The 19,465-nt window shown below is 66.2% G+C and carries 19 protein-coding genes; 12 read left to right on the top strand and 7 right to left on the bottom strand.

What is annotated here, in order from left to right; all coding sequences use genetic code 11:
- The first annotated feature begins 588 nt into the window (after positions 1–588).
- The 4 genes from ACIPRS_RS18020 to ACIPRS_RS18005 all read left to right on the top strand — a co-directional run bounded on the left by ACIPRS_RS18020 (position 589) and on the right by ACIPRS_RS18005 (position 2,520).
- Positions 589–960: a hypothetical protein gene (locus ACIPRS_RS18020; RefSeq protein WP_446539538.1), complete on the top strand. Its 372-nt coding sequence runs from the start codon at positions 589–591 to the stop codon at positions 958–960.
- Positions 961–1,030: 70 nt separating this feature from the next.
- Entirely contained in the window at positions 1,031–1,606 is a 576-nt protein-coding gene (locus ACIPRS_RS18015; RefSeq protein ID WP_446539537.1) for a hypothetical protein, read from the top strand.
- 64 nt (positions 1,607–1,670) lie between these two features.
- Entirely contained in the window at positions 1,671–1,946 is a 276-nt protein-coding gene (locus ACIPRS_RS18010) for a hypothetical protein (RefSeq protein ID WP_446539536.1), read from the top strand.
- Positions 1,947–2,250: 304 nt separating this feature from the next.
- A complete protein-coding gene (locus tag ACIPRS_RS18005; RefSeq protein ID WP_446539535.1) occupies positions 2,251–2,520 on the top strand; it encodes a DUF2798 domain-containing protein in 270 nt (89 codons plus the stop codon).
- A 300-nt stretch (positions 2,521–2,820) separates the two neighbouring features.
- Here ACIPRS_RS18005 and ACIPRS_RS18000 read toward each other — a convergent pair whose 3' ends face one another.
- Both ACIPRS_RS18000 and ACIPRS_RS17995 read right to left on the bottom strand, forming a co-directional pair.
- Positions 2,821–3,978: an NAD-dependent epimerase/dehydratase family protein gene (locus tag ACIPRS_RS18000; RefSeq protein ID WP_446539534.1), complete on the bottom strand. Its 1,158-nt coding sequence runs from the start codon at positions 3,976–3,978 to the stop codon at positions 2,821–2,823.
- Positions 3,975–5,093, bottom strand: a complete 1,119-nt coding sequence (locus ACIPRS_RS17995) for a Gfo/Idh/MocA family protein (RefSeq protein WP_446539533.1) — start codon at positions 5,091–5,093, stop codon at positions 3,975–3,977. The genes ACIPRS_RS18000 and ACIPRS_RS17995 overlap by 4 nt, the downstream gene beginning before the upstream one ends.
- Positions 5,094–5,389: 296 nt before the next feature.
- On the opposite strand from ACIPRS_RS17995, the gene ACIPRS_RS17990 reads away from it, so the two are divergent.
- Complete coding sequence (locus ACIPRS_RS17990; protein WP_446539532.1) at positions 5,390–5,782, top strand: Na+:solute symporter; 393 nt, start codon at positions 5,390–5,392, stop codon at positions 5,780–5,782.
- A 23-nt stretch (positions 5,783–5,805) separates the two neighbouring features.
- On the opposite strand, the gene ACIPRS_RS17985 is transcribed toward ACIPRS_RS17990, so the two are convergent.
- Together ACIPRS_RS17985 and acs are read right to left on the bottom strand one after the other, a co-directional pair.
- Positions 5,806–6,474 carry a response regulator transcription factor gene (locus ACIPRS_RS17985; RefSeq protein ID WP_192203304.1) on the bottom strand — a complete coding sequence of 223 codons (669 nt, stop codon included), beginning with the start codon at positions 6,472–6,474 and terminating at the stop codon, positions 5,806–5,808.
- Positions 6,475–6,590: 116 nt separating this feature from the next.
- The gene (gene acs, locus ACIPRS_RS17980; RefSeq protein ID WP_337732708.1) at positions 6,591–8,534 is read right to left on the bottom strand and encodes an acetate--CoA ligase; all 1,944 of its coding nucleotides are present in this window, start codon (positions 8,532–8,534) and stop codon (positions 6,591–6,593) included.
- A 321-nt stretch (positions 8,535–8,855) separates the two neighbouring features.
- On the opposite strand from acs, the gene ACIPRS_RS17975 reads away from it, so the two are divergent.
- The 3 genes from ACIPRS_RS17975 to ACIPRS_RS17965 all read left to right on the top strand — a co-directional run bounded on the left by ACIPRS_RS17975 (position 8,856) and on the right by ACIPRS_RS17965 (position 12,418).
- On the top strand, positions 8,856–10,241 hold the full coding sequence (locus ACIPRS_RS17975) for a DcaP family trimeric outer membrane transporter (protein WP_446539531.1): 1,386 nt from the start codon (positions 8,856–8,858) through the stop codon (positions 10,239–10,241).
- A gap of 11 nt (positions 10,242–10,252) precedes the next feature.
- On the top strand, positions 10,253–11,914 hold the full coding sequence (locus ACIPRS_RS17970; RefSeq protein WP_337732710.1) for an MFS transporter: 1,662 nt from the start codon (positions 10,253–10,255) through the stop codon (positions 11,912–11,914).
- Between the two features lie 123 nt (positions 11,915–12,037).
- Positions 12,038–12,418: a tautomerase family protein gene (locus tag ACIPRS_RS17965; RefSeq protein ID WP_446539530.1), complete on the top strand. Its 381-nt coding sequence runs from the start codon at positions 12,038–12,040 to the stop codon at positions 12,416–12,418.
- A gap of 6 nt (positions 12,419–12,424) precedes the next feature.
- Here the strand turns inward: ACIPRS_RS17965 and ACIPRS_RS17960 are convergent, their stop codons facing one another.
- Positions 12,425–12,757 (bottom strand): EF-hand domain-containing protein, encoded by a 333-nt coding sequence (locus ACIPRS_RS17960; RefSeq protein WP_446539529.1) that lies wholly within the window; start codon positions 12,755–12,757, stop codon positions 12,425–12,427.
- A gap of 120 nt (positions 12,758–12,877) precedes the next feature.
- On the opposite strand from ACIPRS_RS17960, the gene ACIPRS_RS17955 reads away from it, so the two are divergent.
- The 4 genes from ACIPRS_RS17955 to ACIPRS_RS17940 all read left to right on the top strand — a co-directional run bounded on the left by ACIPRS_RS17955 (position 12,878) and on the right by ACIPRS_RS17940 (position 18,010).
- Positions 12,878–13,711: an ABC transporter ATP-binding protein gene (locus ACIPRS_RS17955; protein ID WP_446539541.1), complete on the top strand. Its 834-nt coding sequence runs from the start codon at positions 12,878–12,880 to the stop codon at positions 13,709–13,711.
- Positions 13,704–14,531, top strand: coding sequence for a bifunctional DNA-formamidopyrimidine glycosylase/DNA-(apurinic or apyrimidinic site) lyase (gene mutM / locus ACIPRS_RS17950; protein ID WP_446539528.1), 828 nt, complete (start codon positions 13,704–13,706; stop codon positions 14,529–14,531). The genes ACIPRS_RS17955 and mutM overlap by 8 nt, the downstream gene beginning before the upstream one ends.
- Positions 14,532–14,614: 83 nt before the next feature.
- Complete coding sequence (locus ACIPRS_RS17945; RefSeq protein ID WP_142122751.1) at positions 14,615–15,181, top strand: ECF-type sigma factor; 567 nt, start codon at positions 14,615–14,617, stop codon at positions 15,179–15,181.
- A 24-nt stretch (positions 15,182–15,205) separates the two neighbouring features.
- Positions 15,206–18,010 (top strand): serine/threonine-protein kinase, encoded by a 2,805-nt coding sequence (locus ACIPRS_RS17940; protein WP_337732714.1) that lies wholly within the window; start codon positions 15,206–15,208, stop codon positions 18,008–18,010.
- A gap of 6 nt (positions 18,011–18,016) precedes the next feature.
- Here the strand turns inward: ACIPRS_RS17940 and ACIPRS_RS17935 are convergent, their stop codons facing one another.
- Together ACIPRS_RS17935 and ACIPRS_RS17930 are read right to left on the bottom strand one after the other, a co-directional pair.
- A complete protein-coding gene (locus ACIPRS_RS17935; protein WP_337732715.1) occupies positions 18,017–18,640 on the bottom strand; it encodes a thymidine kinase in 624 nt (207 codons plus the stop codon).
- Between the two features lie 31 nt (positions 18,641–18,671).
- The gene (locus ACIPRS_RS17930; protein ID WP_446539527.1) at positions 18,672–19,379 is read right to left on the bottom strand and encodes a hypothetical protein; all 708 of its coding nucleotides are present in this window, start codon (positions 19,377–19,379) and stop codon (positions 18,672–18,674) included.
- Positions 19,380–19,465 lie beyond the last annotated feature (86 nt).

Below are 19,465 nucleotides of genomic sequence, written 5' to 3'. Positions count from 1 at the left end.
TCGTCGGGCCAGTAGTTCTCACTGCCACAACAGCCATACTTGTAATGGCGTTCCGCTAGTGCAGCCAAGGCCTAACAATTCAATCAAGCCGACGCCGCTTCGCGGCGCGGCTTATTTCAGGCGTTAGCGCTCATGTCAAAATTCAGCTCCACACTAGCTCCAATCCTTGTCGGCGCGTTACTCCATGCTGGACTGTGGGCGGCAATCGGATGGCTCTATTCAGACGCTATCGCGAGGATTCTACCTAGCGACGGCGCCGTAAGAATTACCATGCCATGGCTGCAGCTGCTACATACAGTTTTGCCCGGGCTGGCTGCCGGCTATCTCTGCAAGAGCCGGCCATTTGCGACTGGGTTCCTCGCGGTTGCCACAGCCTCCCTGGCCATGTTTCCAATCTCGTGGCATCCCATTCCAATGCCCGGGGAGCCGCCACTTTTCGTTCAAGCAATTGGAGGCGCGGTTCGCAGCGGAGTTGTTGGAGCAGTCGCAGCGGGTGCCGGATTTCTTCTCGCCTCACGAGCAAGCGCTAACAATTCATTCAAGCCGAACCCGCTTCGCGGGTCGGCTTAATTCCGGTGTTAGAGCGCTATGGGGTTCTGGGATCGCCCAATCATCTACATACAGGTCTATCCCGACCACCTGATGGCCCGCGTACTAGGCGGGGAAAGGTCCATCCGTCGAGACTGTCATGCTCTGGATAACCGCAGAGGGCCGGTCGAGGACTTCTCGCGCATTCGCCTCCTGCTGAAGGAGATGGTTCGCGAGCTGGCGCCTGGCTTCTCACTGCGTAGGCCGACCGCATTGATGCACTTTATCCCTGAGCATTACACTCCCAGCCAGGAAGAGCTGGAGCAGTTCAAGCGTACCGCGGAGCGTGCAGGAGTATCCTTCTGCTGGATGTCCAAGTGGGAAACACCACACACGGACAAAGAGCTGACAGATTTCTTCGGCGCGCTCTAACAATTCGTTCAAGCCGAACCCGCTTCGCGGGTCGGCTTAACTCAAGGTGTTAGACATCAGGGAGAGATCCATGGGGCTTTATGTAAATTCCGTCTCCGAGCTCCCGTTGTCCGAGTCGCGCTCGTACTACTTGTATGTCTTGGACTACTACAACTGGGATGAGCCGATATCCAACACCCTGAGAGCCAACAGCGAACGGATTGCGGCAATCTGCGCTGCAAACGATGCCGTTATGGTCAAAGGCTTGCCAGACAGCCACTTCGGCTCCGAGGTTCTCTCTTGGGTAAAGATTAACGGTCAAGGCCCCAACACCGTGCTTCCGGCTCTGCTCATAACAACAATCCATCCCAAGTATTTCATTGACTCAAACAATGCGGAACCACCACATGAGATCAGCGACTCTTTGATCTTTCTTAAGATTCGAGATATCTGCAAAAGCCCAGGAGATGTTGTCGTTCTTCTCGAGAAACTATTCAATGACATCAAGGAGCGCAAGAGCATCAAGGACTTCACCATCGCGCACGAGCTACGCAAAGGCGAGCACGGCGCTCTAGTTGATGCTCTCATTCTTGAGCCAAACTTCGCTGGACTTGGTGTAGACGTCAAAAAGCTCGTCAACTGGGCCAAGGGCAAGGTCACGGGCTGATGTCTAACAGTTCATTCAAGCCGAAACCGCTTCGCGGGTCGGCTTGATTCGGGTGTTAGGTGCCATGAAGAAATTGCCGCTGCTGCTAGTAGCATCACTTCTTATGGTGGGCTGTGCCGGGCCTGACGATCAACAGATAGAGCAAGAGTTTCGATCTCGGCATCCTGGCTGTGATTTGCTCTCGACCGAAACCGGTGAAGGCGATAGTGATAATGTCTACGTCACCTTTAGGATGCGCTGCCCTGACGGTGACGAGACTAGTACGCAAGCTCTATTCCAAAAGTTTGACGGCGAATGGGTAATTAAGTGGGAGATGCCTGTAATGACGCAACCGATTTGAGTTATCCAGATGGCGCCTAACAATTCATTCAAGCCGAACCCGCATCAGGTTCGCTAACTTCGGGTCGTTCTGGGTAACATCGGCTTCGGTGCCTATCCATGGCGGGTCGGCTTAATTCAGGTGCTAGGCCGCTCTTGCCAAGACGCGCCGCCACTCCTAACATTTCCTCCGCCATCGCGGTTCTCGCGGTCGGCCGTAAGCGTTCACGTCAACCAACGCGCCCATCATCTCCGGCATTGCCGGGGCTGTTTACCCGTTCACGGGTAAAGGGCGCCTTTGCTTGACCGGATCCAGGAGATCACTCATGAACGCTTCAAACAAATCCACCGTCCTCTTTGGCATTCCCAAACTCCCCGCGCGCTACGGCTCGCTGGTCATGCCCCTGCTGCTGTCTATCCTAATGACCTGTATCGTGTCCTTGGTCAGCACGTTCAAAGGCATTGGCATGTCGCCTCAATTCGCGTCCAAATGGCTTGCCGCCTGGGGTGTTTCGTGGCTGATCGCATTTCCGGTATTGCTGTTGGTACTGCCTATAGTTCGCAAGGTAACCGCAGCACTCGTGCGAGCGGCCTAACAATTCATTCAAACCGACGCCGCTTCGCGGCGCGGTTTGATTCAGGTGTCAGGCGCCGTAAAAACCTGTCCCTTCACTCAAGTTGGAAGCGTAGCCTTCGGCATTGATCCTGGCGCCTCAGCTGCGCTCGTCGGTAAGCCGCGCTCCCGGCACGCCAACCGCGCCGACGAGATGGAGTTTTACTATGGTTCGGCCCTTGCTCCACGGCAGGTCTCATTGCACGCAGCAGTGAACCTAGCGTCGAACAGGAAGTCGATACCCACCATCACCGCAGTAGCCGGCAGCCCAGCTATCCCCTGATCAAACGATCCGCGCGAAGCGCATCCACTCGCCCGTGCGCCGGGCGCCGAGTTCGAACGAGTGGGTGGGCGTCCAACCGAGCCGGGTTCTGGCCAGTTCGTTAGATACCCATGACCGGTACGCTTCGCGCACGACACGACCCTCGCTGGGCATCCGCAGTGCCGGCACATCGTCGGCCGGTGTTGCGGTGCTGCGGCGCTGCAGCCGGGACTTGATCATCATCTTCTGCTCGGCGGTGATCCGGCGGGCGACCATTTCCTTGGTGCCGCGGATCAGCTTGCCGACGGGCGGGATGGTGCCGAGCTGGGCGTGGAAAGCCGGCGAGGCGGCGAGGCGGATCGCGGCGGTGACGCTGTCGCGCGCGCGCGGGCGCTTCGCCTGCCAGTAGCGGGCGATCTCATCGAGCGAGTGGTCATGGAGGGTCTTCTCTCCCTCGACCATGCCGGCGAACGTGGTGATGAAGTCCCCCCAGGTCATGCGGGTATCACCGTTGATCAGGAACGCCGCGCCGACCGCGTCGTCGCGCTCGAGCGCCGCCATGATCGCCTCGCAGACATCGTCGACGTACACCGCGTTGCAGATGCCCCGGCCGCCATCGATCAGGCTGATCCGGCCCGCGCGCGCATCCTGGACGATCGGCGTGACGAAGAAGCTGTAGGGCCCGTAGACGATGGTGGGACGGAGCACGACGGTCTCCAGCGCGCCTCTTTTGCCGGCCGCCACCACCACGGCCTCGGACGCCGCTTTGGCATCGGAGTACGCCTCGTTCCATCGCTGGATGGGCGCGGTGGCCTCGGTGAGCACGTCCAGCTTGGGCGACGGGCCATGCACGGCCATCGAGCTGATGTGGACGAAACGACGGACACCGGCACGCGTGCAGGCCTCGATCAGCTGCGTGGCCTGCGTCCTGGCGCTCTCGTCGTCGCCGTGGGCAAGGTTGACGACGGCGTCGCATCCTTCCACCGCCCGCGCAAGGCTGGCGGCATCGAGCATGTCGCCCGCGACCAGCTCGGTATCCAGCCGGGCGATCCGCACGGCGCGCGAGAAGTCGCGGACCAGCGCACGGTACGGGAGCCGGTACTCGAGCGACAGGAGTTCGCACAGGCGTGAACCGATGAACCCGGTGGCGCCGGTGACGAGGATCTTGGTGGGCATCATGCCGAGGACTCCATGCGTGCCAGCCAGGGTTGCGCCATGGATGTGCGCCTCGCATACGCCGTCTCGATGACGGCGAGCGCGTGCAGCGCCGACTCCCCGGTCACGAACGGTGCGCGCCGCTCGCGGACTGCGCCGATGAAGTCGTCGAGCTGCGCGCGGTAGTGGCTGCGTCCATCCCATCGCTTGGCGCACAGGATCTGCATCTCCATCGGACCACGCCGCGCGGTCCGGTGGAGGGTCAGGGTGCGGGGATCCGAGGTCGAAGCCTCGAGCGTGCCGCGCTCGCCCACTACCCGGATGCTGCGGCGCAGGCGGTGCGACCAGCTGAATTCCAGCCGCGCGGGCACCGGTCGTCCGCCGATCTGCAGGACGCCGGTCAGCTTCGCGTTGCTTTCGAAGCCACCGAATGCATCGTCCTCGTAAGCGATCCCGGTAAGGTCGCCGAACAGCCAGAGCACCCGGTCGAGCAGGTGCACGCCGGTATCGAACAGTACGCCCCCGCCGGTCGCGTTGCGATCGAAGTAACTGTTGCTCGCCATCGGCCAATCGAGCGGCGCGCCGTCTTCGACGATCACCTCGCGGACTTCACCGATCTCCCCTTCCTCCACCAGGTCCGCGAGCCACCGGTTGTGCGGGAAGAACCGCATCATGAGGGCGACGGCAAGCACCCGCTCGGTCCTGCGCGCCGCCTCCACCATTTTCCGGCCGTCGGCGACCGTGATCGCCAGCGGCTTCTCGCACAGGACGTCGATCCCCATTTCCATCAGCTGGATCGCGACGGGTGCGTGGAAGCGCGGCGGGACGGCCACGATGGCGGCGTCGACCTTGCCGGCAAGCCCGGCGAGCTCGGTGGTGATCTCCGCCTCGACACCGCTGGCGCGCGCCGCATGCGTGGCGTTGCCGCGGTCGCGGTCGCAAAGCACGGTCACCTCGACCCGACGGTCCCCGATGATCACGGGCAGATGCGCCTCGCGCGTGATCGCCCCGCACCCGACAATGCCAAGCCGTACGGGCTGGTTGGAATCAAAGCTCGTCAAGGTCCCTCTCCGTGTCAGCACACTAGCGATACGTGAATTGGGCCATCGACCGGCCGCACGGTGGACCACGTCCTTCACGCGCCCAGGCGGGAGCGTGGCCTCACCCTGCACTCATACAGGGCCTTGGGGGTCCACGGCAGGCCTGATCCAGCGCGTCACGGCGCCAGGCGCGATGATCCTCGCCTCAACATCCGACAAGGGGAGCCGGATGGTTTCGCGGACATCGCGGAGGCCATTGCTTGCTGCGCAAGCATCGTGCTGGAGGACGTCGACTGGCGGTTCCTGGACTCGTCAGACGTTGCCCTCGTGCCTACGCATGCTTTCGCTAGCGCTTCACGGTATCTTCGGCACGCCCTCGCAAACCGGTGCACTCCATGCTGATTTCCCGCAGGCAGGCCCTGACCACCGGCATGACCGCCATCGCACTGGTCATTGCGCTGCAGGCGTTCAACAGCGTTGGTTGTTACAGGCACACGTTGCCGACGTTCCTACAGGTGGTGGGCATGTTCGTGCTGGTGCCGTTGCTGCCCGCGCTGGTCTCGCTGCTGACGGTCAATCCGCTGCGGGCGGTGGGGGCGTGCCTGTTGTTCGCACCGTGGCTGGTGCTGGCGTACTACACCGATTGCGTACGGCCGTACCAGGGTGGCGGTGCGTCGATGATCTACGTGGCGGTACTGATGTGGGGCACGCCATGCGCGATCATCGGTGCGCTGCTCACGGGACCGGCGATGCGCCTGCTCGGCGTGTCGGTGGCGCCTCGCCAATAACTCGCGCGCACGCGTCGTGCGCCCTACTCCGCTTCTTCCGGCGGCAACACGATGCCGTCCGGGTCCACCGCCAGGCGACCGGCCGCGAGCACGGCCTGGGTGCGGTTGGTGACGTGCAGCTTGCGCAGGATGGCGGTGACGTGCGCCTTGATGGTGGCTTCGGACACGCCCAGGTCGTAGGCGATCTGCTTGTTGAGGCGGCCGGCGCCGAGCATCTGCAGCACTTTGAACTGTTGCGGGGTAAGGTCGCGCAGGCGCTGTGCGGTTTCCTGCTCGTCCCGACTGGTGGCCGGTGCGTTGTGCGCTTCATCCGGCACCCAGCGCTCGCCATCGAGCACGGCACCGATGGCCTGGCCGATGGTGTCCGAATCGGCGGACTTGGGAATGAAGCCGAGCGCGCCGTGGTCCAGCGCGCGCCGCATCACCGCCGGCTCCTCGCGTGCCGACACGATGACCACGGGCAGCTGCGGATGCAGCGCGCGCAGATGCACCAGCGCATTGAAGCCGTGCGCGCCGGGCATGTTGAGGTCCATCAGCAGCAGGTCGGCATCCGGGTGCGCATCGACGAGCACGTAGAGCGCATCGACGCTGTCGGCTTCATGCAGCTTCACGCCCGGCATCACGCGCTGCACGGCGCCACGCAGCGCTTCGCGGAACAGCGGGTGGTCGTCGGCGATCAGCAGGGTGGGCATGGCGGTGCGGTCCATCGTGGGGGAAGGGTAATCCGTGGGGTGCGTGCTGCACAGCTGCGGGCGTCACATGCCCGCAGCTGCTGGCCCGCCGCCTCCCCGCGACGGGCCGGTCGTGCCTACTTGACCTTGCGTTCGGCCACCAGCGATTCCACCACCGACGGGTCGGCCAGCGTCGAGGTGTCGCCCAGCTGCTCCGGCGCGTTCTCGGCGATCTTGCGCAGGATGCGGCGCATGATCTTGCCCGAGCGCGTCTTCGGCAGGCCCGGCGCCCACTGCAGATGGTCCGGCGTGGCGATGGGGCCGATCTCCTTGCGCACCCAGGCCACCAGTTCCTTCAGCAGTTCGTCGCTCTGCGCTTCGCCGGCTTTGAGGGTGACGTAGGCGTAGATGCCCTGGCCCTTGATGTCGTGCGGAAAACCGACCACCGCCGCTTCGGCCACCTTCGGGTGCGCGACCAGCGCGCTTTCCACTTCGGCGGTGCCGATGCGGTGGCCGGACACGTTGATGACGTCATCGACGCGACCGGTGATCCAGTAGTAGCCATCGGCATCGCGGCGGCAGCCGTCGCCGGTGAAGTACGTGCCCGGATAGGTGCGGAAGTAGGTGTCGATGAAGCGCTGGTGGTCGCCGTACACGGTGCGCATCTGGCCCGGCCACGAATCCAGCAGCACCAGATTGCCTTCGGTGGCGCCTTCCAGCTGCTCGCCATTCGCATCCACCAGCGCCGGCCGCACGCCGAAGAACGGCAGCGTGGCCGAGCCGGGCTTGAGGTCGATGGCGCCGGCCAGCGGCGTGATGAGGATGCCGCCGGTTTCGGTCTGCCACCACGTGTCGACGATGGGGCAACGCGAATCGCCGACGGTCTCGTAGTACCAGCGCCAGGCTTCCGGATTGATCGGCTCGCCGACGCTGCCCAGCAGGCGCAGCGAGGCACGCGAGGTCTTCTTCACCGGTGCCTCGCCCTCGCGCATCAGCGCGCGGATGGCAGTGGGGGCGGTGTAGAAGATGGTGACCTTGTGCTTGTCGATGACGTCCCAGAAGCGCGACACGTTCGGGTAGTTCGGCACGCCTTCGAACATCACTGCAGTGGCGCCGTTGGCCAGCGGGCCGTAGACGATGTAGCTGTGGCCGGTGACCCAGCCTACGTCGGCCGTGCACCAGTAGATGTCGTCCTCGCGCAGGTCGAACACGGCTTCATGCGTGTACGCCGCGTACAGCAGGTAGCCGCCGGTGGTGTGCAGCACGCCCTTCGGCTTGCCGGTGGAGCCGGAGGTGTAGAGGATGAAGAGCGGATCCTCGGCGTTCATGCGCTCCGGCTCGCATTCGGCCGGCTGCGCATCGACGACGGCATCGAACCAGCGGTCGCGCGGCATCTGCATGTCGACGGCGCCACCGGTGTGGCGCACGACCAGGACGGTCTCGACGGAGTTGGTGCCGGGCAGCTTCAGCGCGGCATCCACGTTCGCCTTCAACGGCACCTTCTTGCCGCCACGCAGGCCTTCGTCGGCGGTGATGATCAGCTTGCTGCCGCAGTCGGCCACGCGGTCGGCGATGGAATTGGGCGCGAAGCCGCCGAACACCACCGAGTGGATGGCGCCGATGCGCGCGCAGGCCAGCATGGCCACGGCGGCGTCCGGGATCATCGGCAGGTAGATGGTGATGCGATCGCCCTTCTGCACGCCCAGCGCACGCAGGGCGTTGGCCAGCTTGCAGGTGCGCTCGTACAGCTCGCGATAGGTGACGCCGTAGGACGGCGTGTCGGGACCGTCGGGCTCGAACAGCAGCGCGACCTTGTCGCCGCGCTCGGCCAGCTGGCGGTCCAGGCAGTTGACGCTGGCGTTGAGTTCGCCGTCGGCGAACCAGCGGATGTGGAAATCGTCCAGGGCGTAGCTGACGTCCTTGATCCGGGTCGGCTTGGTGAACCAGTCGAGGCGTTCGGCCGCCTTGCCCCAGAAGGCCTCGGGATCGTCGATGGATGCCTGGTAGTCGCGCTGGTACTGCTCGCGCGTGATGCGCGCGCTGGCGGCGAATTCCGGCTTGACCGGATAGAGATCAGTCATGAGGTCCTCCCGGGACATTCCTGTGAAGCGTCGATTCTGAAGCATGGACGAAGACCGGGCGAGGCGACGGAGGTACGTCGTGCGGTGCATCCGGCACGCCGAGTTTGACGCATACGGTCGTGCGGCATCGCAGCATCCGGCTTAGACAATGGTCGTAAAGCGGCCATGCGCTCCCTGCGACCGATCGCCGCACCCCTTCTGTGGCAAGGGTTTGCCTGCCCGGCGGTGCGATTACGACTAATGGCGAATAGGCGCTGCCGGCGCGCAGGCGCAAGTCTCCGTCAGCCGCGCAACGCGGCCATCAACCTTTCGGGAGGGGTTATGACCCAACGTTCCGCACTCATGGCGCGACGGCCACTGGCCGCTGCGCTTTTCGTCGCCCTCATTGCGCCGGGGATGGCGTTCGCACAGACCGCCAAGGAAAAAGCGCTGGAGGCCCGCGTGGCCGACCTCGAGCGGCAAGTCCAGCTGTTGCTGTCCGCGCAGCAGCAGCAACAGACCCAGATCACCACCACGCAGGAGCAGGTGACGCAGGTGCAGGCCAAGCAGGCCACGGCACCGGCCACCGTGCCCGCCGGCAAGCAGCCGATCCAGAACACCACCATCCTGACCGCAGCCAACCCGGGGAGCACGTTCTCCTACGGCGGCTTCATCAAGATGGACGCGATGGCCACCGACACCAGCGACGGCCGCATCGCCGACGGTTCGTCGGGCCGCCTGTTCTACGTGCCCAGCACCATCCCGGTCGGTGGCCCGACCGCCGACGGCGGCGATGCCTATGCCGACTTCCACGCGCAGTTCTCGCGCTTCTGGCTGAGTGCGGACCATGTGACCGAGGGCGGCGACAAGCTCAAGGGCTTCGTCGAGATGGACTTCTTCGGCGGCGGCAGCAACGCGCTGGCCGGCAACGAGACCGCCACCAACACCTACGCCGTCACCCTGCGTCATGCGTATGTCAGCTGGAACAACTGGCTGGCCGGCCAGACCTGGTCCAACTTCATGGACGCGGCGGCGCTGCCGGATGCGGTGGACTTCGTGGGCCCGACCGACGGCACGATCTTCGTGCGCCAGGCCCAGCTGCGCTACACCAAGGGTCCGTGGTCGTTCTCGATCGAGAACCCGCAGACCACCGTCACCCCGTACCTCACCGGCGCCCGCTTCAACAGCGGAGACAACGCCGCGCCGGACGTCACCGCGCGCTGGCTGACCAAGGGCGACTGGGGCCACTTCACCGTCGCCGGCATGGTGCGCCAGTTCAAGGTCGCGGACGAAACCGACACCGGCGGTTCGGTGAGCGTGTCGGGCAAGTTCAACCTGGGCAAGAGCGACGACATCCGCTATGCGGTGAATGCCGGCCAGGGCATCGGCCGCTACCTGGCGTTCGGCGTGGGCAGCGACGTGGTCACCGAAGCCGATGGCGACATCAGCGCGCTGGATGGCTACGGCGGCTTCGTGGCATGGCGCCACGTGTTCAGCCCGAAGATCCGCACCAACCTGATGTACTCCGCCTCGCACTTCGACAACGACGCCGCGCTCACCGGGTTCGGCGTCACCGAGCGCACGCAATCCATGCACGCCAACCTGATCTACTCGCCGTTCCCGAAACTGGATATCGGCGCGGAGCTCATCTACGGGCAGCGTTCGCTCGAGGATGACCGCGAGGGCGACCTGAAGCGTCTGCACACCACCGTCAAATACACTTTCTGAGGGGAAACCACATGAGTTCCACGACTGTGCAGCATTCGGCGTCGGGCGAGCTGACGAAGGGCCACAAGAAGGTCATCTTCGCCTCCAGCCTCGGCACCGTGTTCGAGTGGTACGACTTCTATCTCTACGGCTCGCTGGCGGTCATCATCGCCAAGCAGTTCTTCAGTGGCGTCAACGAAACCACCGGCATGATCTTCGCGCTGCTGGCGTTCGCGGCAGGCTTCTTCGTGCGTCCGTTCGGCGCTGCCTTCTTCGGCAGCCTCGGCGACCGCATCGGCCGCAAGTACACCTTCCTGGTCACCATCCTGATCATGGGCATCTCGACCTTCCTGGTCGGCGTGCTGCCCAACTACGCGACGATCGGTTTCGCCGCGCCGGTGATCCTGATCATCCTGCGCCTGGCGCAGGGCCTGGCGATGGGTGGCGAGTACGGTGGCGCAGCCACCTACGTGGCCGAGCATGCACCGGCCGGCAAGCGTGGCTTGTACACCGCGTTCATCCAGACCACCGCCACGCTGGGCCTGTTCCTGTCGCTGGCCGTGATCCTGGCCTGCCGCCTGACCTTGGGCACCGAGGCATTCGAGGACTGGGGCTGGCGCATTCCGTTCCTGGGCTCGATCGTGCTGCTGGGTGTGTCCGTGTGGATCCGCCTGCAGCTGGCCGAGTCGCCCCTGTTCCAGCAGATGAAGGCCGAAGGCAAGGGCTCGAAGAAGCCGTTCCGCGACAGCCTGCAGGGCGGCAACCTGAAGCTGATGCTGCTGGTGCTGTTCGGCGCCACCGCCGGCCAGGCCGTGGTGTGGTACGGCGGCCAGTTCTACGCGCTGTTCTTCCTGCAGAGCATGATCAAGGTGGACCCGACGGTGTCGTACCTGCTGATCGCCGGTGCGCTGCTGCTGGCCACGCCGTTCTTCCTGTTCTTCGGCTGGCTGTCGGACAGGATCGGTCGCAAGAAGATCATCATGGCGGGCTGCCTGCTGGCCGCGCTGACCTACTTCCCGATCTTCAAGGGCATCACCCACTACGCCAACCCGGCCATCGAGGAAGCCCGCACGTCGTCGCCGGCCGTTGTCGTCGCCGACCCGGCCACCTGCAGCTTCCAGTTCGATCCGGTCGGCATCCGCAAGTTCACCAGCTCGTGCGACGTGGCCACGGCTGCGCTGACCAAGGCCGGCGTGCCGCATGAAATCCAGCCGGGTCCGGCGGGCGAAGTGGCCAAGGTCCAGGTCGGTGGCGCCGCTGTGGCGTCGTTCGAGGCGGCGGGCCTGTCGAAGGATGACCTGAAGGCGAAGTCGGGCGAGTTCGGCGCCGCGCTGAAGGGTGCGCTGACCAGCGCCGGCTATCCGGAGAAGGCGGACACTGCGCGCATCAACATCCCGATGACGCTGTTCCTGCTGTGGGTGCTGGTGATCTACGTGACCATGGTCTACGGCCCGATCGCCGCGTACCTGGTGGAGCTGTTCCCCACGCGCATCCGCTACACCTCCATGTCGCTGCCGTACCACATCGGCAATGGCTGGTTCGGTGGCTTCCTGCCGGCGATCTCGTTCGCCCTGGTCGCGGGTACGGGCAACCTGTACTACGGCCTGTGGTATCCGATCGGCATCGCGGTGATGACGCTGATCATCGGCACGCTGTTCCTGCGTGAGACCAACCACGTCGACATCACGAAGTAAACGCTCCTCCCCCGCCGGCCCCTCCAGGGCCGGCAACCCGGACGCCGGCCTTCGTGGCCGGCGTTTTCTTTTTGGGTGCTTTCGCGGATGTAAGCTGACCCTCCCGCCACGAGGGGAGGCGCCATGCCACTGATCACCCTGACCATCCGCAAGCCCAAGGACGACGCATTCAAGTCATCCGTGCTGGACGCCGTGCATGCCGCGCTGGTGGCCTCGGGCGTGCCCACTACTGATCGTTTCCAGCGCGTGCTGGAACTGTCGGCGGAGGATTTCCGCTACGACCCGACCTATCCGGATGTCTCCGGTGCACGCGACGAGGACTTCGTGCTGATCGAAATCCTGTGGTCGGCGGGACGCAGCGTGAAAGTGAAGAAAGCGCTGCTCGCGGATCTGATGCAGCGCCTGGCCGCCGCCGGCAGGAATCCGGAGAACGTGATGGTCTGCTTCAAGGAAACCACATGGGAGAACTGGGCGTTCGCAGGCGGACGCCTGATCCATACGTGAGGCGGATCAGCGCGGCGGCGCAGCGAGTTCCTTCTCGCTCAGGAAGCCGTTGCCGTCCGCATCCTGTCGCCTGAAGCGGTCGGCAAGCTGCGCCAGATGCGCCGCGCGGGTGATCGGCTTGCCGCGCCCGCCCGGCAGTTCCTCCACGGACAGCACACCGTCGCGGTTGCGGTCCATGCCGTCGAAGGCGTAGCTCATCCAGGCCTGGTATTCGGCCAGGCTGACGCGACCGTCGTGGTCGGTGTCCATGCGTGCGAGGTAATCGCCGGTGGCGGTGACCTGGGCCAGCACGGGCACGGGCACGACGGTGAGCAGGAGTGCGGAAAGGAACAGGCGCATGGCGGCATTGTAGGGCGACCGGCCGTGTGGGCGCGCACGCGGTCAGCCCCGCCATCGGGCGGCCCTCGTCGGTCGCGGATATTGGGGTACGCTGCACCGGCATTCGACCCCCGCCCCATGATGAACCTGCCAGCGTCCACCTCTGCGGCCACGTTCGCCGCGCCCCTGTTCGAACTCGATCGCGCCACGGTGGTACGCGGCGCCACGCGCGTCCTGCACGACCTGTCGCTGAGCATCCCGCTGGGCCAGCACACGGCCCTCCTCGGTCCGAACGGCTGTGGCAAATCGACGTTCATCAAGCTGATCAATCGCGAGTTGTATCCCCTGGCACGCGAGGGCGACGCGCCGGTGAAGGTGTTCGGCCTGCGCCGCTGGAACGTGAACGAACTGCGCAACCGCCTGGGCCTGGTCACCAGCGACCTGACCCGCGACCTGCAGCAGATGCCGTACCTGCGCGTGGAGGACGCCGTGGTGACGGGTTTCTTCTCCAGCTTCGCAGTCCCCCCGCACCGGCAGGTGGATCCCGGCATGCGCGCCCGTGCACGGCACGCACTGGAGCAGGTGCGCGCGATCCCGCTGGCCGACCGCCAGGTGGCGGAACTGTCGACGGGCGAGATGCGTCGCGTGCTGATCGCGCGGGCGCTGGTGCACGAGCCGGACGCGCTGCTGCTGGACGAACCCACCGCCGGCCTCGACCTGGTCGCACGGCAGCACTTCCTGGACCTGATGCGCGGCCTGGCACAGCGCGGCATCACCCTGGTGCTGGTGACCCACCACATCGAGGAGATCATTCCGGAGATCGACCGCGTGCTGCTGCTTCGCAACGGCACCGTCCACGCGGACGGCGACCGCGCCACGACGCTGACGGACGCGCAACTGAGCCAGACCTTCGGCGGACCGATCCAGGTGCGTCACGAAGGCGGCTTCTACAGCGCGATGCCCGCCCATGCCTGAGCTGCCCGAGGTCGAAACCACCCGCCGTGGCCTGGCGCCCCACGTGGAGGGCCGCCGCATCCAGGCGGTGACGTTGCGCAGGCCCGACCTGCGCTGGCCGATTCCCCCGGAAGTGGCGCGCGAACTGCCCGGCCAGCGCATCGATGCCGTGCGGCGCCGTGCGAAGTACCTGCTGATGGACACCGCCGCAGGCAGCGCGGTGCTGCACCTGGGCATGTCCGGCAGCCTGCGCGTGCTGCCGGCCACCACCCCGGTCGGCGCGCACGACCACGTGGACATCGCGCTGGACGGCGAACGTGGCAGGTCCGGCCGCGTGCTGCGCTTCACCGACCCCCGCCGCTTCGGCTGCCTGCTGTGGCAGCCCGTCGGCCAGGTGCATCCGCTGCTGCAGGGGCTGGGGCCGGAGCCGTTGTCGGACGCATTCGACGGCGACTACCTGTTCGCGCTCAGCCGCGGCCGACGGGCGCCCGTCAAGACCTTCCTGATGGACCAGGCCGTGGTGGTGGGCGTGGGCAACATCTACGCGGCGGAAAGCCTGTTCCGCGCCGGCATCTCACCGCTGCGCGCGGCCGGCAAGGTGTCGCGGGAGCGCTACGTGGCGCTGGCGGCGGCCGTGAAGGACATCCTCGCCTATGCCATCACCCGCGGCGGGACCACGCTGCGGGATTTCCTCGATCCGGACGGTGCACCGGGGTATTTCGAGCAGGAACTGTCGGCGTACGGCCGGGGCGGCGAAGCCTGCCCGCGCTGCGGCCGGGCGATGAAGCAGGCCGCCATCGGCCAGCGGACCACGGTCTGGTGCGGCTACTGCCAGCGCTGACGACCTGGGCGGGCCCCTGCCACGATCACGTCCTGTGAGAGAAATGACGTTATATTCGCGCCCTTGGCTCGTGGGGAAGACGGATGGCCGACGCACCTGACATCACCTTGTGGCTGGACTCGGCCCGGAGCGGCGATCGCGCCGCGCTGGACCGCGTGCTGGCCACGCTGTACCAGGAACTGCACACCATGGCGCGCCGCCAGCTGTCTGGCCAGCACGGCTACACGCTGGATGCGACCGCGCTGGTGCACGAGTCCTACCTGAAGCTGCTCGGCTCGACCGGCACGGCCAAATTCGAGGACCGCGCGCACTTCTTCGCCTATGCCGCCTCGTCGATGCGCAGCGTGGTGGTGGACTACGCCCGCAGCCGGCTGGCGCGCAAGCGCGGCGGCGACCTCAAGCGCGTGGCGGACATTCCCGAGGAAGTGGAAGGCAACCTGCGCCTGGACGAAGACATGCTGGCGCTGAACGACGCGCTGGAGAAGCTGGCTTCCGCCGACGAGCGCCTGGCGCAGGTGGTGGAGATGCGCTATTTCGCCGGCCTGTCCGAGCTGGAGATCGCCGAGCTGCTGCAGCGCTCCGAACGCAGCATCCGGCGCGACTGGCAGAAGGCGCGCATGTTCCTGCTGTCGGTCATGCAGGACAGCTGAGACCCGTACTGCGCGCCCCCTGCGATGGACGCCGAACGCTGGCAACGCCTGTCCCCGCTGCTGGACGTCCTGCTGGAGCTTGACCCGGACGCGCGCGCGCAACAGCTGGAAATCCTGCGCGCCGACGATCCCGACGCCGCCCGCGAGCTGGAGAAGCTGCTCGCCCTGGAAGAAGAAGGCGACGACTTCATCGACCAGCCCCTGGTCGACAAGCCGGGCCAGCTGAAGCCCGGCATGCGCGTGGGGCCCTACCAGCTGGAATCGATGCTGGGCGAAGGCGGCATGGGCATGGTGTGGCTGGCCTCGCGCGCGGACGGCCTGTACCAGCGCCGCGTCGCGCTGAAGCTGCTGCGCCCCGGCCTGGCCGATCCCAACCTGCGCCTGCGCTTCACCCGCGAACGCGAAATCCTCGCGCGCCTGGAGCATCCCAACATCGCGCGCCTGCTGGACGCCGGCATCGGCGGCGAAGGCCAGCCGTATCTGGCTCTGGAATACGTGGAAGGCGTGTCGATCACCGACTACTGCCTCGCCAACAACATCGGCCTGGACGCCCGGCTGACCCTGTTCCTGCAGATCTGCGCGGCCGTCAGCCACGCGCACGCGAACCTGATCGTCCACCGCGACCTCAAGCCCTCCAACATCCTCGTCACCCCCAATGGCGAGGTGCGCCTGCTGGACTTCGGCATCGCCAAGCTGCTCGACGATCCGGAGCCCGCCCCCGTGCATCCACGCACCGAGGTGCGCGCCTTCACCCTGCACTACGCGGCGCCGGAGCAGGTGCGCGGCGAGCTCGTCACCACCATGACCGACGTGTACTCGCTGGGCGTGGTGCTGTACGAACTGATCGCGGACACCAAGCCCTACCGCCTGCGCCGGCAGACCGACGCCGAATGGGAGCAGGCGATCCTCGCCGTCGAACCATTGAAACCCTCGGTGGCGACGCTGCGTACCACCGATGGCAGCCGCAGCCGGTGTCCGGATGCCCGCCGCAATGCCCGCAGGCTGGCCGGCGACCTGGACAACATCGCGCTGAAGGCCTTGCAGAAGGCACCGGAGCAGCGCTATCCGTCCGTCGAAGCGATGTCGCAGGACCTGCGGCGGCACATCGAGGGGCGCCCCGTGCTGGCGCGTCCCCAGAGCATGGGCTATCGGCTGCACAAGTACCTCATCCGGCAGCGCTGGACACTCGCCTTCGGCGGGCTGGCGGCCGCGGTGCTGCTGACCGCGCTGGCGGTGAGCATCTGGCAGGGCCGCCAGGCGATGCGCGAGGCGGCGCGTGCGCAGGCCATGCAGAACTTCGTGATCGGACTGTTCGACAACGCCAGCGCGTCGCAGCAGGGCAACACCTTCGATGCGCGCGAACTGCTGGCGGCCGGCGAACGGCGCGGCGCTCGCGAACTCGCCAACCAGCCGCGCGCCCAGGCCGAGCTGCTGGGCGTGATCGCCCGCCTGCGGCTGGGCCTGGGCGACTACCACGAATCGCTGGCGCTGCTGGAAAAGCAGGCGCGGGTACTCGCGACGACCAACGATGCGCCCGACAGCCTGCGCCTGCAGGCCGCGACCCAGCACGGGCGCGTGCTGCGCCTGCTCGGGCGTTCGCGCCAGTGCGTGCAGGTGATGGCACCGATGGAGGCGCGGCTGGCCTCGCTCGATTCCCGATTGCCGCTTCCGGTAGCCGAGTTCAGGTCGCAGAACGGACGCTGCCGTGCCGATGCAGGCGAGAAGCAGGTGGCGCGCCAGATGTTCGACGGCTCGCTGGAGATCCGCCGCAGCCTGAAGGACGAAGCGGGCGTTGCGGAAAACATGCGCGACCTGGCCCAGCTGGATGTCGAACTGGGCAACGCCGATGCCGGCGCGCGCGGCTACCGTGCCGCACTGGCACACCTGCAGGCACACGGCCATGCACGTCATACGCTGGCCATCGAGATCCAGCGCAGCCTGGCGTTGCTGTACCGCAACCGCGGCGATACGGATGCGGCGCTGGCCTCGTTCCAGCACGCACGTGAGCTGTCCGAGGACATCCACGGCGCGCGCCATCCGCTCACCCAGGCCCTGCGCCGCCATATCGCAGCCGTGCAGGTCGACCTGGGCCGGTTGCGCGAAGCCGACGAGGAACTCCGCCGCCTGCACGCGATGACGCTGGAGTCGCTGGGCCCGCAGCATCGCGACACGGCATCGAGCTGGAACTCGATGGGCATCATCGCCTGGGAGCGCGGCGACAACGACACGGCGGTACGCAATGTCGCCCGGGCCGTCGCCATCTGGCGCAGCAACGAGAGCCTGCAGATCCTGCCCGGTGGGCTGTTCAACTACGGCATGGTGCTGCACAGCGCCGGCCGCCACGACGAGGCGCTCGCGGCACTGGAAGAATCGCGGCAGATGCGGGTGACGACCATCGGCGCCAGCCATGCGCTGATCGGCGAGACGGACCGCATGATCGGCGAAGTGCTGGCGGCCAAGGGCGACCTGCGGGGCGCCAGCGAACGCTTCGACCGCGCCGTGCGCCTGACCCGCGTGGGCTTCGGTCCGGAGCATCCGCGCACCTGGTTCGCCGAATTGTCCATGGCCCGCCACCAGACGCGGCTGGGGCGGCCACAGGACGCCATCGCCCCGCTGGAAGGACTGACGCGCCACGAGGGCGGCGGCAGCGAAGCGCCCAAGCTGCGCTGGCTCGCACGGGCCTATCTGGCCGAAGCGCGTTGCGGCATGGGCGAGAAGGAGCGCGCGCGTCGTGAGCTGGATGCCCTCGCGGGAGAACTGCGCAGCGCGCTGCCCGACGGCGGCATCATTCCGCGCGAAGTCGCCGACCTGCGCGCCGCCTGCCGTTGAGGCCGTTCACTCCAGCGGCAACCCGGGCTGCTGAGGATCGATGCGCCCCTCGCCGCGCGCGATCTTCTTGAACTCCGCGCGGCTGACCGACACATAGCGTTCGTTGCCGCCGATCTCCACCTGCGGCCCATCCTGCACGGCGAGCCCCTGCTCGTTGACCCGCACGGTCATGATCGCCTTCTTGCCGGTGTGGCAGATGGTCTTGATCTCGCTCATCTCGTCCGCCCAGGCCAGCAGGTACTGGCTGCCTTCGAACAACTCGCCGCGGAAATCGGTGCGCAGTCCGTAACACAGCACGGGGATGCGCAGCGCGTCCACCACTTCGCTGAGTTGCCAGACCTGCGCGCGACTGAGGAACTGCGCTTCGTCCACCAGCACGCAGTCGAGCTTGCCGTGCGCGGCGATGTCATCGCGAATCAGGCGCTCGAGGTCATCCTCGCGCTCGAACGCCACCGCATCGGCACGCAGGCCGATGCGCGACGCCACCACGCCGGCTCCCGCACGGTCATCCAGCCGCGGAGTCAGGATCGCCACGCGCATGCCGCGCTCGCGATAGTTGTGCGCCGACTGCAGCAGCGTGGTGGTCTTCCCGGCGTTCATCGCCGAATAGTAGAAATAGAGCTTGGCCATGCCGCCATTGTAAAACGGGCGGGCTTCCCGCTTATCCGCCTTCGGGCGCCTTCACCGGCTCCACCTCGCCCACGTCGACCTTGCCCCTCATGGGCGCCTTCCAGATCGCGTCCTGCAGCCGCCAGTAGTGCTCGGGCTGCCAGTACTTGCGGTCGTAATACTGGTCGCCCCGCACCGTCATGCCGGTGCCGGCCAGCGGCCCGGTGTGGGGAATGATGGTGAGGTTGCCCACGTAGCCGACGCGGCTGCCGGTCATGCTGCGCATGGCCCGCCGCAGGATCTTCTCCAGCCGCGGCTTGGCCGCCTCGTCGCCGTATTCGGCCAGGATCGCCTGCCCGCGCGCGATGGCCTCCTTGCGCTGCACGTCGTCCAGTCGCGCCCAGTAGACCTCGCGCTGGGCGAGGAAGTCCGGATAGAGTCGCTCGGCCGCGATGTCCATCCATGCGTAGGCGATGGCGCGATCCTGCGCGACGCCGGTGCCCTGCCAGTACATGTCCGCGATGATCGCCTGCGATGGCTTGTCGGCATGGAAAGCCGCGCGCTTGAACCGTTCCAGCGCGCCGGCATAGTCCTGCCGTTCGTAAGCGCGCGCGCCCTCAGACCGCCAGCGCAGGTCCGGGTGCGCGGCCAGGAAGCCTTCGGTCAACACCGCCTGATCGAGCTTCGGCTCCTGGGCCGTCGCCGGCCGCATCGGCAACAGGGCCACCATGACCAGCACACAGCAACGGAGGGCATTCATGGCGATACGCCTGCATCCGGAAGCCTGGAGTGTCGACATGCTAGGAGAAGCAGGGCGCCGTTGTCTGTAAACTGATGGCCTACGCA

It is taken from the genome of Pseudoxanthomonas sp. LARHCG66, assembly GCF_052871755.1.
Note: the sequence above shows the minus strand (reverse complement) of the source record. Positions and strands in the feature narration are given on the sequence as shown.